Source organism: Streptomyces vietnamensis, assembly GCF_000830005.1.
GTDB classification, from domain to species: domain Bacteria; phylum Actinomycetota; class Actinomycetes; order Streptomycetales; family Streptomycetaceae; genus Streptomyces; species Streptomyces vietnamensis.
The window spans coordinates 8,568,147-8,582,341 of record NZ_CP010407.1; the positions used below are offsets into that span (position 1 = coordinate 8,568,147).

Annotated in this window: 14 protein-coding genes; 10 read left to right on the forward strand and 4 right to left on the reverse strand. The window is 73.9% G+C overall.

Features of this window, described 5'->3' with window-relative positions:
- Nucleotides 1-77: 77 nt before the first annotated feature.
- The gene (locus tag SVTN_RS37935; RefSeq protein ID WP_041133116.1) at nt 78-623 is read left to right on the forward strand and encodes an MOSC domain-containing protein; all 546 of its coding nucleotides are present in this window, start codon (nt 78-80) and stop codon (nt 621-623) included.
- A 63-nt stretch (nt 624-686) separates the two neighbouring features.
- Here the strand turns inward: SVTN_RS37935 and SVTN_RS37940 are convergent, their stop codons facing one another.
- The 4 genes from SVTN_RS37940 to SVTN_RS37955 form a co-directional block, all read right to left on the reverse strand.
- On the reverse strand, nt 687-2,063 hold the full coding sequence (locus tag SVTN_RS37940) for a tannase/feruloyl esterase family alpha/beta hydrolase (protein WP_041133117.1): 1,377 nt from the start codon (nt 2,061-2,063) through the stop codon (nt 687-689).
- A 165-nt stretch (nt 2,064-2,228) separates the two neighbouring features.
- Nucleotides 2,229-3,119: a hypothetical protein gene (locus tag SVTN_RS37945; RefSeq protein ID WP_041133118.1), complete on the reverse strand. Its 891-nt coding sequence runs from the start codon at nt 3,117-3,119 to the stop codon at nt 2,229-2,231.
- Nucleotides 3,120-3,219: 100 nt separating this feature from the next.
- Nucleotides 3,220-3,555 (reverse strand): hypothetical protein, encoded by a 336-nt coding sequence (locus SVTN_RS37950; protein WP_041133119.1) that lies wholly within the window; start codon nt 3,553-3,555, stop codon nt 3,220-3,222.
- 172 nt (nt 3,556-3,727) lie between these two features.
- Nucleotides 3,728-4,333 carry a class I SAM-dependent methyltransferase gene (locus tag SVTN_RS37955; protein ID WP_041133120.1) on the reverse strand — a complete coding sequence of 202 codons (606 nt, stop codon included), beginning with the start codon at nt 4,331-4,333 and terminating at the stop codon, nt 3,728-3,730.
- Nucleotides 4,334-4,494: 161 nt separating this feature from the next.
- On the opposite strand from SVTN_RS37955, the gene SVTN_RS37960 reads away from it, so the two are divergent.
- The 9 genes from SVTN_RS37960 (at nt 4,495) to SVTN_RS38005 (ending at nt 14,075) form a co-directional block, all read left to right on the forward strand.
- Nucleotides 4,495-5,328 carry an MHYT domain-containing protein gene (locus SVTN_RS37960; RefSeq protein WP_041133121.1) on the forward strand — a complete coding sequence of 278 codons (834 nt, stop codon included), beginning with the start codon at nt 4,495-4,497 and terminating at the stop codon, nt 5,326-5,328.
- Nucleotides 5,329-5,399: 71 nt separating this feature from the next.
- Nucleotides 5,400-8,561, forward strand: coding sequence for a sensor histidine kinase (locus tag SVTN_RS37965; RefSeq protein WP_052499552.1), 3,162 nt, complete (start codon nt 5,400-5,402; stop codon nt 8,559-8,561).
- Nucleotides 8,558-8,992 (forward strand): roadblock/LC7 domain-containing protein, encoded by a 435-nt coding sequence (locus SVTN_RS37975; RefSeq protein WP_041133123.1) that lies wholly within the window; start codon nt 8,558-8,560, stop codon nt 8,990-8,992. The genes SVTN_RS37965 and SVTN_RS37975 overlap by 4 nt, the downstream gene beginning before the upstream one ends.
- A gap of 13 nt (nt 8,993-9,005) precedes the next feature.
- Nucleotides 9,006-9,422 carry a DUF742 domain-containing protein gene (locus SVTN_RS37980; RefSeq protein ID WP_041133124.1) on the forward strand — a complete coding sequence of 139 codons (417 nt, stop codon included), beginning with the start codon at nt 9,006-9,008 and terminating at the stop codon, nt 9,420-9,422.
- On the forward strand, nt 9,403-10,020 hold the full coding sequence (locus tag SVTN_RS37985) for a GTP-binding protein (protein ID WP_041133125.1): 618 nt from the start codon (nt 9,403-9,405) through the stop codon (nt 10,018-10,020). The genes SVTN_RS37980 and SVTN_RS37985 overlap by 20 nt, the downstream gene beginning before the upstream one ends.
- 229 nt (nt 10,021-10,249) lie before the next feature.
- On the forward strand, nt 10,250-10,663 hold the full coding sequence (locus tag SVTN_RS37990) for a roadblock/LC7 domain-containing protein (RefSeq protein ID WP_041133126.1): 414 nt from the start codon (nt 10,250-10,252) through the stop codon (nt 10,661-10,663).
- Nucleotides 10,664-10,828: 165 nt separating this feature from the next.
- Nucleotides 10,829-11,986, forward strand: coding sequence for a DUF6397 family protein (locus tag SVTN_RS37995; RefSeq protein WP_041133127.1), 1,158 nt, complete (start codon nt 10,829-10,831; stop codon nt 11,984-11,986).
- A gap of 49 nt (nt 11,987-12,035) precedes the next feature.
- Entirely contained in the window at nt 12,036-13,583 is a 1,548-nt protein-coding gene (locus SVTN_RS38000; RefSeq protein WP_041133128.1) for an ATP-dependent DNA ligase, read from the forward strand.
- 51 nt (nt 13,584-13,634) lie between these two features.
- Nucleotides 13,635-14,075, forward strand: coding sequence for a hypothetical protein (locus tag SVTN_RS38005; RefSeq protein WP_245727807.1), 441 nt, complete (start codon nt 13,635-13,637; stop codon nt 14,073-14,075).
- Nucleotides 14,076-14,195 lie beyond the last annotated feature (120 nt).

Sequence of the window (14,195 nt, forward strand, 5' to 3'; positions counted from 1 at the left end):
CACCGAGGCGCTATGTGATCATCGGTCCGGGCGGGCGGCGACGCGCCCGGAGCGGCAGAGAAGGGGGAGCTCTCACCATGAGCGGCGGCACCGTCACCACGGTCAGCAGCAACGGCACGTACTCGTTCACCAAGCCCAACAGGGAGGGCATCACCCTCCTCGCCGGGCTCGGTGTGGAGGGCGACGTCCACGCGGGCGTGACGGTCAAGCACCGGTCTCGCGTCGCGCAGGACCCCACCCAGCCCAACCTGCGGCAGGTCCACCTCATCCACGCCGAACTCTTCGACGAGGTCGCCGGCGCCGGCTTCGAGGTCGCCCCCGGCGACCTCGGCGAGAACGTCACGACCCGGGGGATCGACCTCCTCGCCCTGCCCACCGGCACCCTCCTGCACCTCGGCGCGGAGGCCGTCGTCGAGGTCACCGGACTGCGCAACCCCTGCGCGCAGATCGACAACTTCCGGCACGGGCTGCTCAAGCAGGTCCTCGGCCGCGACGAGAACGGCGAGATCGTGCGCAAGGCGGGCATCATGGGCATCGTGCTCACCGGTGGGGAGGTGCGGCCCGGCGACCCGATCCGGGCCGAACTGCCGGCCGAGCCGCACCGCCCGCTGGAGCGGGTCTGAGCGTCCGGGGTTCCACCCCTCCAGAGGTCTCACCCCTCCGGAGGTCTCATCCCTCCAGAGGTTTCACCCTTCCAGAGCGCAGGAGTTGACCACGTCACCGCCCGCCGGCCGCGCGATCGTGCGGTCCGCGGGCGGCGCCGTACCCTCCTCGACCCAGCGCGTCAGGGCGTCGAACGCGGAGCGGTAGCAGGGCAGGATCGGCCGCAGCCGGTCCGGATACGTGTCGTAGAGACCGTCCGTGTGCGTCCCGTCCTGCACCGTGTAGTAGCGGTGCAGCCCACCCCGGCCCCGCGCGTCGATCATCCGCGCGTACACGTCGGAGTCCGTGGCGATCGGCAGCAGGGTGTCGAGGTCGCCGTGGAGCGTGATGAGCGGCTTGCCGATGCGGCCGGTGAGCGCGACCTTCGCGACCGCGCGGTGGACGGACGCGGGCCGGGAGGCGTAGTCGTAGGCGGCGTCCGAGGCACAGGGCGCGAAGATCTGCTCCACGGTCCCGCCGGCCGTGGAACCGGGGCAGGCCGGATCGTACGAGGGATCGAACTCGGCCCGGAAGAGCTTCTGCGTCAGACCCCAGTAGGCCTTCTCGTGGTACGGCCACAGGAAGCGCGAGCCGGGCGCGAAGCCCGCCGCGATCAGGTCCTCGTCGGTGGCGAGACCCTGCGACCTGGCCACCGTCACCGGCAGGCTCGTCAGGAGGTTCGGGCCCCGCGTGGTCCACAGCACGCCCTCCCAGTCGACCCCGCCGTCGTACAGCTCGGGCCGGTTCTCCAGCTGCCAGCGCGTGAGGTAGCCGGCGTTGGAGATGCCGGTCATGTACGTGCGTTCCGGCGCGCGCCCGTAGCGCTGCCGTACGACCTTCTTGGCGGCCCGCGTCAGCTCGGTCACCCGGCGGTTCCACTCGGCGACCGCGTCGCCGGGCTCCCGTCCGTCGGTGAAGAAGTCCGGGCCGGTGTTGCCCTTGTCGGTGGCGGCGTAGGCGAAGCCCCGGGCGAGCACCTGGTCGGAGATCAGCGCGTCCGTGGAGTACTGGCGTCGGGAGCCGGGGGCGCCGGTGACGACGAGCCCGCCGTTCCAGTGGTCGGGCAGCCGGATGACGAACTGCGCGTCATGGGCCCAGCCGTGGGTGGCGTTGAGGCGGGAGTCGTCGGGGAAGTAGCCGTCGATCTGGACGCCCGGCACCCCCGAGGGGTTGCGGGTCGCCTTCGCGGCGAGACCGGCTTGGTCCCCCAGGTCGGTGTACGGGGTGCCGGCGAGCCCGGCGGTCGTCAGGTCGTCCAGACAGGCGGACTGCTGACGCTCGGCACCGGGCACATGGACCCGGCCCTGACGCGCGCAGTGCGCGGCGGCCGGAGTCTCGGCCCCGGCGGGGCTCGCGGGGGCGAGGACGGTGACCCCGGTGAGGAGCGCGGCGAACAGGGGGACGCCTGGGAACAGGCGCATGGTGGGCCTCCGGTGGGACGACGGGAAAGGGGTGCGGCGCCACATCGTGCGGCGCACCACTGCCGCCGGGCCATGGGTGGAGACCACAGCGAAGGCAGTCGTCCTATGGGGAGCGAAGACGGCGTGGAACGGGCGGAGTCCTCTCAGGAGGGGGCGTACGGCCGACTAGGAGGGGCGTACGGCCATCGCGTCGAGCGCTTCGAGGAGCGCGGGCAGCTGGGGCCCCCGGGTCACGGGCAGCACCTCGCGCGGCAGCTCGTCGAGGAGCACGAACGCCATGTCGTCCGCCTTGGCCACGAGCGACCAGCCGGGACCGTCGGCACGCAGCATCCCGGCCGCCGAGCGCACCCGGCCCACCGGCGGGGGCTCCTCCACATAGCCGCGCAGCTCGTCCAGGGCCTTCCTGACGCCGGTGTACGGGGAGGGGGCGGAGGTCGGGGCCGGCGGCTGGGCCTGGGATCGGAGCTCGGCCCGGGCCTGCGGTGACGCCGGACTGCCGGCTCCCGTGGGCTCCGTGCCGCGCGCCGTCGTCGTCGGCGCCGCCGGCTCACCGCCCGTGCCTTCGTCGTCCACCCGGGCCCGCCAGGCGGCCCAATGGAGCGCCACCTCGTCGGCGCCCAGTCGCCGCTGCGCCGGGCCCCACTCCTCGCCGGAGGGCGGGACCAGCGGTGCGGGATCGCCCTCCTGCGGCTCCGGGTCGTGCGGGGCCGGGACGCCGGGGGCGACGGTCGCCACGGGCAGCGGCCAGCCGGGCAGCCCGGCCACCACCGAGCGCTCGTCGGGCGAGAGGTCGTAGGCCATGCCGCAGTCCCAGGAGGAGATGGCCACCGCGACGAGCGACACGTCGTCGACGACGACCGTCCAGCGGGCTCCGTGCCCGTCCTGGCCGAACACGAGCCCGTACCCCTCGGCGTACGGCCGCAGGCCCAGCGCGGCGCAGGCCGCCGGGTAGTCGTCACCGAGCACGCTGGGGAAGCGCCCGGGCGTCAGCAGTGCCGCGGTCAGCACAAAGAGCGCGTCGGCATCGGCCTCGGCGATCGGGTCCGTACCGGCCACGGCATCCTCCCCATCTGGTCGTCGGCGCACCTTAACCACCGAGTAACCCGCACGTCGAGGGTCTTCGCCCCGGAACCTCGGCTCCTTCAGGGCGCGCCCGTCACGGGTCACCGGCCCGCTGGGTCGGCGACGGGTCCCGCAGGCCGAGCAGCGAGCGTGCGACGGTGGTCGGGGACTGGTTCCGTTCCCGGGCGAGGGTGATCAGGGCCCGGCAGGCCAGTTCGTTCACGCCGAAGGTGAGCATGCCGGGGGAGACCCGGCTCGCCGCCTCCTCCGCCCGGGCCGGGTCGTCCTCGGCGCAGGCGGCCACGTACTCGGCGGCCGCCTCGAAGAGGTTGTGCCCCTGCCGGGGGCGCGGTGGTGCCGGCGCGGCGGTTTCGGGCGCCTTCCGGCTGGAGGGGAGGAGTCTGCGCAGTCTTTCCGGAACTCGTGCCACGGCCCGCCGCCTTTCCCGGGCACGACTGCCCGGCATTTCTACGGTAGACAGTGAACTGCCGGTAAAGAAGGGTGCGTTGGCATCCTTGGCGGGCCTGTGGGACGAGTTCGGTGCGGCGGAGGCCCGCGTACGTGCCGTCCGCCGCCCAGTCCTCGCGGACGGCGTCCGGCGCTCAGTCCTCGCGGACGGCGAGGGCCAGATAGCGCGCGTCCTCGTCGACGTAGCTGACGAGCCGCCAGCCGGCCTCGGCGAGCAGGGGGCGCAGCCGGGGCTCGGCCCGCAGGTCGTCCGGTGTGATCTGCCGGCCGTGACGGGCGGCGAGGGCGGCTCGCCCGATCGGGTGGAACAGCGCGAGCTTGCCGCCGGGCCGTACGACGCGGGCGAGTTCCCGCAGGTCGGCGACGGGTTCGGCGAGGTGCGAGATGAGCCCCGCCCCGAAGACGGCGTCGAGCGCGCCGTCGCGCACCGGCAGCCGGCCGACGTCGGCGAGCAGCAGCGTCCCGCCGTCCTCGCCGCCGCGTCCTGCACTGACGGCCCGTTCGATCATCTCGGGGGTGAGATCGGCTCCGAGCACCGTGCCGGAGGGACCGACGGCGGCGCGGAGCGGCGGGAGCGCGCGCCCGGTCCCGCAGCCGGCGTCGAGGACGGCGTCGCCGGGGCGCAGGCCGAGCTCGTCCACGGCCGCGGCGTACGCGGGGCCGTCGTCGGGGAACCGGCTGTCCCAGTCGGCGGCGCGGGCGCCGAAGAACTCTCGTACATGCGTGGGGTCATCGCTCATGTGCTCATGATCTCGCACCATTCCGCACACGGAGGGGTGAACGTTCTGTGTGCACGTTCGAGCTCGGCCTGATCGTTCGGGACCATCTCTCTGTCATATTCCAACAGCTTTCGAAATGCGCCCCCAATGCGCCCCCCGCTGCGCACTAGCGTCCCTGAGCCATGGGACACCTGGACCACGCCACCTTCGGCTGGCTGACACCCGTGCTGTCGTACGCGATGGCCTGCATCGGCGCCGCCCTCGGGCTGCGCTGCACCGTACGAGCGCTCGACGCGACCGGCCGGTCACGGCGCAACTGGCTGCTCACCGCCGCCTCCGCGATCGGCACCGGCATCTGGACGATGCACTTCGTGGCGATGCTCGGATTCGGCGTGACGGGCACCGACATCCGGTACGACGTTCCGCTCACCCTCCTCAGCCTCGTCATGGCGATGGCCGTCGTCGGGGTCGGCGTCTTCGCCGTCGGCTACGGACGCGACCGGGTCCGCTCGCTCCTGATCGGCGGACTGACCACGGGCATCGGCGTGGCGAGCATGCACTACCTGGGCATGGCCGCACTCCGGCTCCACGGCCAGGTGCGCTACGACCCGCTGCTCGTCGGCCTCTCGGTGCTGATCGCCGTCGTCGCCGCCACGGCCGCGCTCTGGGCGGCGCTCAACATCCACGCGCCCGTGGCCGTGGCCGTCGCCTCGCTCGTGATGGGCGCGGCCGTCACCAGCATGCACTACACCGGCATGTTCGCCGTGCGGATCGAGGTCGCACCCTCCGGCGCTCCCCTCCCGGGAGCCATGCTCATGCAGTTCATCTTCCCCCTCGCCGTCGGCCTCGGCTCGTACCTGTTCATCACGTCCGCCTTCGTCGCCCTCACCCCGACGGCCAAGGAACGCGCCGCGTACGCCTCCGCCGGACGACTCACCGAACCGGACGAACGCGCGGTCGACGTCGCACCGCCCGGCTTCCGCACCGCGGAAGCGGCCCGTACACCCCTCACCTGACACCCCGACGCACAGCACCCCGACGCACGACACACCGCACCAGAGACGGACGCAGCCGGAACGAGGAGGCCATGCGAACTCCCCGCAAGACCAAGGACGCCGAGGCGGCCACACCGCCACCGGCGGCCGCGCGCGGGCGGCGCGCACACGCGGGCCCGCCCGCCGACGAGCAGGGGGAGCGGACCCCCGAGACCTCCCCGACCACGGACCACGAGGACACCTCGGCGGCGGGCACCACCGCCCACCCCGCCGGGCACTTCGTCGCCGGAGGCACCGACCGCTTCGCGGAGGCCTCCGCACGGCCCGAGGCCTCCACCGGGTCGCACGCGCCCGACGCGCGCCGTGTCCGCCCCGCGTTCCAGGGACTGCGCCCGCGCACGGTCCGCGCCAAGATCGTCTCGCTCCTCATGGTTCCGGTCGTCTCCCTCTGCGCCCTCTGGGGCTTCGCCACCGTCACCACCGCGCAGGACGTCTCCCGCCTCCGCCGGCTCCAGCACGTCGACGCCGAGATCCGCGAGCCCGTGACGGCCGCCCTCACCGCCCTCCAGGCCGAACGGCGCGCCGCCGTACGGCAGGTCGCGGCGCCCGGAGCCACCCGGGCCGCCGAGCTCAAGGACCGGATCCGGCGGACGGACGAGGCCGTCGACCGGCTCCGCCTGGACGGCACGCACACCGTCGGCGACACCGGCGACCTGCCCGGCGACGTCGCCGGCCGCATCAGCGCGTTCGTCGGCAAGGTCGAAGGCCTCGCCCGGCTCCGTACCGCCGCGGCCGACGGGCGAGCCGACTGGGACCAGGTGTACGAGGAGTACACGGACACCATCTCCGCCGCCTTCGCCGTCGGCGGCGCCCTCACCGGCATCCAGGAGGCCGAACAGGGGTCCGCCGCGCGCGTACTCCTCGAATTCGGCCGGGCCGGCGAGATGCTGTCCCGCGAGGACGCCCTCCTCACCTCCGCCCACCTCACCGGCCGGCTCACCGCGGACCGCCTCCGCGAGTTCTCCGGAGCCGTCGAGACCCGGCGTACCCTCACCGTCTCGGCCACCGCCGACCTGCCCGCCGCCGAACGTGCCGCCTGGGCCCGGCTCTCCGCCGGCGGCGACCACACCCGGCTCATCCGGGCGGAGGACCGGGTCAGTGCCGCCGACCCGGGCCGCCCCGCCGCCCAGGCGGTCACCTCCACCGAGTGGGACGACGCCCTCACGGCCGTACACGGCGGACTCGCCGTGATCGAGACCGACGCGCGCCGCGCGGCCGCCGACCGCTCCGACCCCTTCGCCGGCGTCCTCACGGCGAGCGGAGCGGCGGTCGTCCTCGGCCTCGCCGCCGTCGCCGCCTCGCTCGTCATCTCCGTGCGGATCGGCCGCGGCCTCGTCGTCGAACTCGTCAGCCTCCGCAACACCGCCCTCGGCATCGCCCGCCGCAAACTCCCCGCCGCCATGCGCCGGCTCCGCGCCGGCGAGGAGATCGACGTCCAGGCCGAAGCCCCGCCCGGACCCGTCTCCCCGGACGAGATCGGACAGGTCGGCGAGGCCCTCACCACCGTCCACCGCGCGGCGCTCTCCGCCGCCGTCGAACGCGCCGAACTCGCCAGCGGAATCTCCGGAGTCTTCGTCAACCTCGCCCGCCGCAGCCAGGTCCTCGTCCACCGCCAGCTCAACCTCCTGGACAGCATGGAGCGACGCGCCGACGACCCCAACGAACTCGGAGACCTCTTCCGGCTCGACCACCTCACCACCCGCATGCGGCGCCACGCCGAGAGCCTGATCATCCTCTCCGGAGCCGCACCCGGCCGCGCCTGGCGCATGCCCGTCCCCCTCACCAACGTCGTCCGCGCCGCCGTCTCCGAGATCGAGGACTACGCGCGCGTGGAGGTGCGCCGGCTCCCCGAGACGGCCGTCGTCGGCGGAGCCGTCGCCGACCTCACCCACCTCCTGGCCGAACTCATCGAGAACGCCGCCCAGTTCTCCCCGCCCCACACCAAGGTGCGGGTCAGCGGCGAACCCGTCGGCAACGGCTACGCCCTGGAGATCGAGGACCGGGGACTCGGCATGGGCAAGGAGACCCTCGCCGAGGCGAACGCCCGCATCGCCCAGTCCGAGGCCCTCGACCTCTTCGACAGCGACCGGCTCGGCCTCTTCGTGGTCAGCCGCCTCTCCTCCCGCCACGACATCAAGGTCCACCTGCGGACCTCCCCCTACGGCGGGACGACCGCCGTGGTCCTGCTCCCGACCGAGCTGCTCCAGGGCGCGCTGCCACCCGGCCACGGCGCCCCGGTGAGCGGCCCCGACACGCCCCGTACCGCAACCCCACGCGCGGGGAGCCCCCGCACGCACGCCTCGGACGGACCGGGCGCCACCGGCGGGCCCGGCGAGACCCTGCGCACCGACGACGCGCGCGCCGCGCGGGAGCGCGAGGAGGCGCGCCGCGCCGAGGCCCGCCGCTTCGGCCGGCCCCAGATCCCGCAGCCCGCCCCGCAGGTCGGCCCGCCCGCCCCGACGGCCCCCGCACTCCCCGGCCCTTCGGCCCCGCCCGTCGCCGCCGGACGCCTGAGCTCCCCGCAGCCGCCGGCCGGAGCGCAGCCCGGGAGCATGCCCCGGCAGACGGACGGATCGCGGCACCCGGGCCCGCCGCAGCCCCCGCCCGCCTCCCGCCCGCAGCCACTGGCGCGCCCGACCGCCGTGCCCGCGCTCTCGGCCCGACCGGAACCCGGAGCGGCGCCGGGAGCAGGGCCGGTGCCCGGAGCCGGATCGGAGGCCGGAGCCGGGTCGGGATCCGCTCCCGCGGGAGTCACCGAACTGCGCCGCCGCGGCCCCTCCGTACCGACGCCTCCGCGGGAGCAGCCACCGGCTGCCGCACCGGCCACCGGGGCCGGACACGGGGGCCCCGGTGGCCAGGGCGACCCTGCCACGGGACCCGACGCGGTCATCGGCCACGGTGATTCCGGGAGCGAACTGCCCCGTCGTGTACGGCAGGCGAGCCTCGTTCCGCAGCTGCGCGAGGCACCGGCCCCGACGCCGGTGTCCGTACCGACCGCACCCGACACGGACACACGCACCCCGGAACAGGTCCGGGACCGCATGGCGGCGTACCGGGACGGCTGGCAGCGGGGCGGCGGCGCCGCCCCCGGCACCAGACGGCCCCTCGGCACGGGCTTCGGCACCGACACGCGCCATGACGCCGGCCACGGCACCGCCCCTCTCGACCCTCGCTCCGAAGGAGACGACGCATGATCGACCACGAGCGGATCTCGCACCACCGGTCCGGCGAACTGGACTGGCTCCTCGACGACCTCGTCATGCGGGTCCGCGAGGTCCGTCACACCGTGGTGCTCTCGAGCGACGGGCTCGCCGTGGGCGCCTCCAACGGACTCAGCCGTGAGGACGCCGAGCACCTGGCCGCCATCGCCTCCGGCTTCCACAGCCTCGCCAAGGGAGCCGGACGCCAGTTCCACACCGGCGGAGTCCGCCAGACGATGGTCGAGATGGACGACGGCTTCCTCTTCGTCGCCGCGGCGGGAGACGGCTCCTGCCTCGCCGTCCTCAGCTCCGCGAGCGCCGACATCGGCCTCATCGCCTACGAGATGGCCCGCCTCGTCAAGCGCGTGGGCGAGCACCTGCACACCCCGCCGCGGCTCACGGTGAGCCCGCCGGCCGCCGGCTGACCGGGAGAACCCCATGAACGACGACAGCACCGGCGACGGCCCGTCCGTGCCGGGCAGTCAGTGGTACGACGCCGACGCGGGACCGCTCGTACGCCCGTACGCGATGACCGGAGGACGGACCAAGCCGGGCCCCAGCAACGTACGGTTCGACCTCATCGCCCTCGTCGTCGTGGACGACGAACCACCCGGACCGGCCGAGGAGGCACTCCTCGGCCCCGAACACCGGTCCCTGCTCAGCCTGTGCCGGGCCGAGACCCAGTCGGTGGCCGAACTCGCCGCCGACGCCGACCTGCCCGTCGGAGTCGTCCGGGTCCTCCTCGGCGACCTCCTCGAATCGGGCTTCGTGCGGGTCAGCCGGCCCGTACCGCCCGCACAGCTCCCCGACGAAAGAATCCTGAGGGAAGTAATCGATGGCCTACGAGCGCTCTGAGAGCAACGGCGCGGGCGACGACCCGGACACCTCCGCCCTCGCCCTGAAGATCCTGGTCGCCGGCGGATTCGGCGTCGGCAAGACCACCCTCGTCGGCGCGGTCAGCGAGATCCGGCCCCTGCGCACCGAGGAACAGCTCAGCAGGGCCGGCGAACTGGTCGACGACACCGGGGGCGTCGACCAGAAGACCACCACGACCGTCGCCATGGACTTCGGCCGCATCACCATCCGCTCCGGGCTCTCCCTCTACCTCTTCGGCACGCCCGGCCAGGACCGCTTCTGGTTCCTCTGGGACGAGCTGTCGCAGGGCGCCCTGGGGGCCGTCGTCCTCGCCGACACCCGGCGTCTCGAGGACTGCTTCCCGGCGGTCGACTACTTCGAGCACCGGAAGATCCCGTTCGTGGTCGCGGTCAACTGCTTCACGGGCGCGCGTACGTACGGGGCGCACGACGTGTCCCGGGCGCTCGACCTGGACCGCGGCACGCCCGTCGTGCTGTGCGACGCGCGCGACCGCGATTCGGGGAAGGAGGTGCTGATCCGCCTGGTGGAGTACGCCGGGCGGATGCACACCGCCCGGCTCCTGGACACGGTCGGCTGAGGGGAGGCGGGGTCCCGAGGCGGCACGGCCGCGGTCATTCTCGTCACGTCCCCGTCCCGATGTCCCCGTCCTGCGGCACGCGCGGGCGTGGTGCGGTGCTTGCCCTGTTCACGACAGTGCGTAAGGCTTGCGACGATACGCGGACAACGACGGTGCGTACCACGATCGCCTTGAGGACCAGCAGGGTCCGGGCCGACGGGGGGCGCACCGGCTAGGGGGAGGACCACTGATGGCGTTGGACAAGGGACTGGACTGGCTCCTGGACGACCTGACGCAGCGGGTCGGATACATACGGCACGCCCTGGTGCTGTCGAACGACGGTCTGGTGACGGGCGCGAGCAGTGGACTCGCACGAGAGGACGCCGAGCACCTGGCGGCCGTCTCCTCCGGCCTCCACAGCCTGGCGCGGGGCTCGGGCCGGCACTTCAGGGCGGGCCGGGCACGACAGACGATGGTGGAGTTCGACGAGGCGCTGCTCTTCGTGACGGCGGCGGGCGAGGGCAGCTGCCTGTGCGTCCTGAGTGCGGCGGAGGCGGACGTCGGCCAGGTGGCGTACGAGATGACGCTGCTGGTCAACCGGGTGGGCGAGCACCTCGGCGTGGCGGCGCGGCAGCCGGGGATCCCAGGGGGCGGCGTGCTCTGACGCCGCTGCCGAGGCGGTTGTCCACAGACCGTTGTCCACAGATCATGTGAGTGTCGTCACTCTGCGTTACGGTTTTCTTCGTGGGTTCGGTGCACGGGGCGAGAGGCCCGTGACCCGAAGACCCGCGACCTGAAGAGAACACGGACGCAGGGGGAGGGCCGCGGAATGACGGTGGACGAAGGGGCGCGCACGGTGGCACCGGGACGGGCCGCGCAGGAACTGGAGCTGAGGCGCGACGAGTTCCGGCTCGCGGTGCAGCTCGGCCTGGTGAGGACGGTGCCGGCCGGCGAGGGAGACCGGCGGCGGGTCGAGCGGTGCGAGCTCGACCGCCTCAGGGCCGCCCCGGACTTTCCCGCAGGCCTGCGCGAGCGGGTGCGCGCGGTCGGTACGAGGGAGGCCGCCGCCCTCCTCGGGATCACCGCCGACCGGTTCACCCGGCTGGCCCGGACGGGGCACCTCAGTCCGGTGCGGTTCTCGCTGAACCGCTACCGGGCGGTGGTGTGGATGTATCTGGCGCAGGAAGTGGTCGAGTTCGGCCTCACCTGTCCGGCCCTCCTCACCGGGCGGCTGCCGCTGGAACTCCGCGAGCGTCTTGCCGCGCACGAGGACCGGCGGCCCAGGAACTGGCGGGCGCGGCGGCTCGGCCTGCTGCTCCGTGCCGGCGAGGACCCGTGGGCGCGGGCCGCCGCCATCGCCTCACTGCTCGACCCGGTCCAGGTCGCCGAGGTCGTCGACGATCCGTACGAGCGCAGCCACCTCGACCGGCTGCGTCCGCCTCCACCGCCCGGGATGCCGGTGCCGGCGGTCGCGCGCGAGATCGCCGAACGGCTGACACGGGCCGACGACCCGGACGAGATCCTCTGGCACAGGCTGAGCCTGGCCCTGGCCCTGGACGAGGCCCGCGCGGAGCGGCAGGCACCCCATCCCGGCGAGACACGTGCGACGGGAATCGCCTCGCACACACCTCCGGCGCCACCGGGGTCTTCGACGCCGGCGGCGCCGGCGGCAACGGCGACGGTTCGCGAGGCCCGGGCTCCGGCGGTACGGGTTCCGGCGGTGCGGGTCGCAGCGGTGCGGATTCCTCCGGTGCCGGTTCCGGCGGTGGAGGGCGTCGTGGTGCCGGTTTCGACGGTGCCGGTTCCGGTGGTGGAGGGCGCCGCGGTGCCGGTTCCGGCGGTGCTGGTTCCCACGTTGCGTTCTGCGGCTGCCGATCGTCCACCGGGCCGGCCGGTGCGCACCAGGCTCCTGGAGCGTCTCCGGCGGGGGAGGGCGACGGGTGCGAGGCGCCCCCGGCGGCGGAGGCGTCCGGTGGCCTGGCCCTGATGCGGCTTCCCGGCGTGCGGTCGCGGCGGGGTGTCGAGAGGATGGGCCCATGCTCCTTGCGCGTGTCGCGGAAGTGTCCCGGGAGGTCGCCGCGACCTCCGCGCGCTCGCGCAAGATCGCTCTGCTGGCCGAACTGTTCGCCCAGGCCGGGCCCGAGGAGAGCCCGCTCGTCATCGCGTATCTGTCCGGGCGGCTGCCGCAGGGGCGGATCGGGGTCGGGTGGAGCATCCTCAAGGGCGTCGTCCCGCCGGCCGTGCCGCCCGCCGAGCGAGCCGCTCTTACGCTCGGGCAGGTCGACAGGACGATGGCGGAGCTGGCCGTCGTGTCCGGCGCCGGAGCCCGCGGCGAGCGGACCCGGCTCGTCCACGCGCTGATGGCGGCCGCCACCCACGACGAACAGGAACTGCTGCTGCGGTTGCTGGCCGGCGAGGTGCGTCAAGGAGCCCTCGACGCCATCGCCCTGGAGGGCGTCGCGCGGGCCGCCGGGGTCCCCGCCGCCGAACTGCGGCGCGCCGTGATGCTCGAAGGATCGCTGCCCCCGGTCGCCCAGGCCGTGCTGGCCGAGGGTGCCCCCGGCCTCGACCGGTTCACGCTGCGGGTCGGCAACCCCGTGCAGCCCATGCTCGCGCACACGGCCGGTTCCGTCGCCGAGGCGATCGCCGCCCTGGGGGCGTGCGCGGTCGAGGAGAAGCTCGACGGCATACGGATCCAGGTGCACCGGCGCGGTGACGACGTTCGCGTGCACACCCGCTCGCTCGACGACATCACCGACCGCCTCCCCGAGGTGGTCGCGACCGCCCGAGCCGTAGCGGCCGACGCGTTCATCCTGGACGGCGAGGTGATCGCCCTCGATCCCGGCACGGGGCGCCCGGTGTCCTTCCAGTCGGTGGCCGGCCGGGTCGGCTCCCGCGTCGACGTCGCCGGTGCGCACGCGGCCCTTCCTCTCACGCCGGTCTTCTTCGACGTCCTCGTGGTGGACGGCGAAGGCCTGATCGACCGGTCGGGAGTGGAGCGGCACGCCGTCCTCGCCCGACTGCTGCCGGAGTCCCAGCGGGTCCGCCGCACGGTCGTCTTGGATCCGGCCGATCCCGCGCAGACCGAGGCCGCCGAGCGGTTCTACGCGGACACCCTGGCCCGGGGACGCGAGGGCGTGCTGGTCAAGGCGTTGGAGGCGCCCTACGTGGCCGGTCGCAGGGGGCGCACCTGGCTGAAGGTGAAACCCGTCCGCACCGTCGACCTCGTCGTGCTCGCCGTGGAGCGGGGCCACGGCCGCAGAACCGGGCTGCTCTCCAACCTCCACCTCGGCGCGCGGACCGCCGACGGAGGCTTCGCCATGCTCGGCAAGACCTTCAAGGGGCTCACGGACGAGATGCTCCGCTGGCAGACCGAGCGGCTCGGCGAACTCGCCGTGTCGGACGACGGATTCACCGTGCGCGTGCGGCCCGAGCTCGTCGTGGAGGTCGCGTACGACGGGCTCCAGTCCTCGACGCGCTACCCGGCGGGTGTCACGCTCCGCTTCGCCCGGGTCGTGCGCTACCGCCCCGACAAGCGGGCCTCGGAGGCCGACACCGTCGAGCGGATCACCGAAGGACGCTGACCGTGGACGGCGGCCCTCGCGGGGCGGCCCCCCGAGAGGGATGCTGGAGACGTGGCACGACGAGCGTCCGGTACGAGGAGCACGTGCCACCACGAGCGACCGGCGGGCCGCGAGGAGATGAGCGACGTGTACGAATTGCACATCGACACCGACGTCACCGTGCAGCTCAGCGACTGCAGCAAGGAGGACGCCCAGGCCGTGTTCGACGTCCTCGACCGGGTCTACCAGCTGGAGGAGGCGCCCATCAGCCCGCAGGCGGCCACGGGGCCGGCTCCCACCGTCTGGACCGCCACGTTCGACACGGCCGGCGGACGGCACGAGGAGGTGGGCCCCACCCACCTGTCCGCCATGGTCGGAGCCACGCTCAACGGTGGCTACCGAGCCGTCGACGAGGTCGAGAAGGTGCTCGCCGCCGGCTTCGACATCCAGTCCCTGCAGTCCGTCTCCGGTGACCAGGAGACAGAGGCCCGGCTGTTGCTCGCGTCCCGCTAGAGGGGCGCGCGGACGCTCCGGGCGGCGCGGACGGGCGCCGCCCGGGGTTCTCGTGTGCCCGTGAACGGTCGGCGGACCCCACCGAGACCCCCGGTATACACCCTGTGTAGAGTGCCTTCC

Coding starts and splice junctions, on each gene's coding strand:
- SVTN_RS37935 (WP_041133116.1), top strand. CDS start 78: ATGAGCGGCGGCACCGTCACCACGGTCAGCAGCAACGGCACGTACTCG.
- SVTN_RS37990 (WP_041133126.1), top strand. CDS start 10,250: ATGGCGTTGGACAAGGGACTGGACTGGCTCCTGGACGACCTGACGCAG.
- SVTN_RS37960 (WP_041133121.1), top strand. CDS start 4,495: ATGGGACACCTGGACCACGCCACCTTCGGCTGGCTGACACCCGTGCTG.
- SVTN_RS37985 (WP_041133125.1), top strand. CDS start 9,403: ATGGCCTACGAGCGCTCTGAGAGCAACGGCGCGGGCGACGACCCGGAC.
- SVTN_RS37975 (WP_041133123.1), top strand. CDS start 8,558: ATGATCGACCACGAGCGGATCTCGCACCACCGGTCCGGCGAACTGGAC.
- SVTN_RS37995 (WP_041133127.1), top strand. CDS start 10,829: ATGACGGTGGACGAAGGGGCGCGCACGGTGGCACCGGGACGGGCCGCG.
- SVTN_RS37940 (WP_041133117.1), bottom strand. CDS start 2,063: ATGCGCCTGTTCCCAGGCGTCCCCCTGTTCGCCGCGCTCCTCACCGGG.
- SVTN_RS37955 (WP_041133120.1), bottom strand. CDS start 4,333: ATGAGCGATGACCCCACGCATGTACGAGAGTTCTTCGGCGCCCGCGCC.
- SVTN_RS37965 (WP_052499552.1), top strand. CDS start 5,400: ATGCGAACTCCCCGCAAGACCAAGGACGCCGAGGCGGCCACACCGCCA.
- SVTN_RS37980 (WP_041133124.1), top strand. CDS start 9,006: ATGAACGACGACAGCACCGGCGACGGCCCGTCCGTGCCGGGCAGTCAG.
- SVTN_RS38000 (WP_041133128.1), top strand. CDS start 12,036: ATGCTCCTTGCGCGTGTCGCGGAAGTGTCCCGGGAGGTCGCCGCGACC.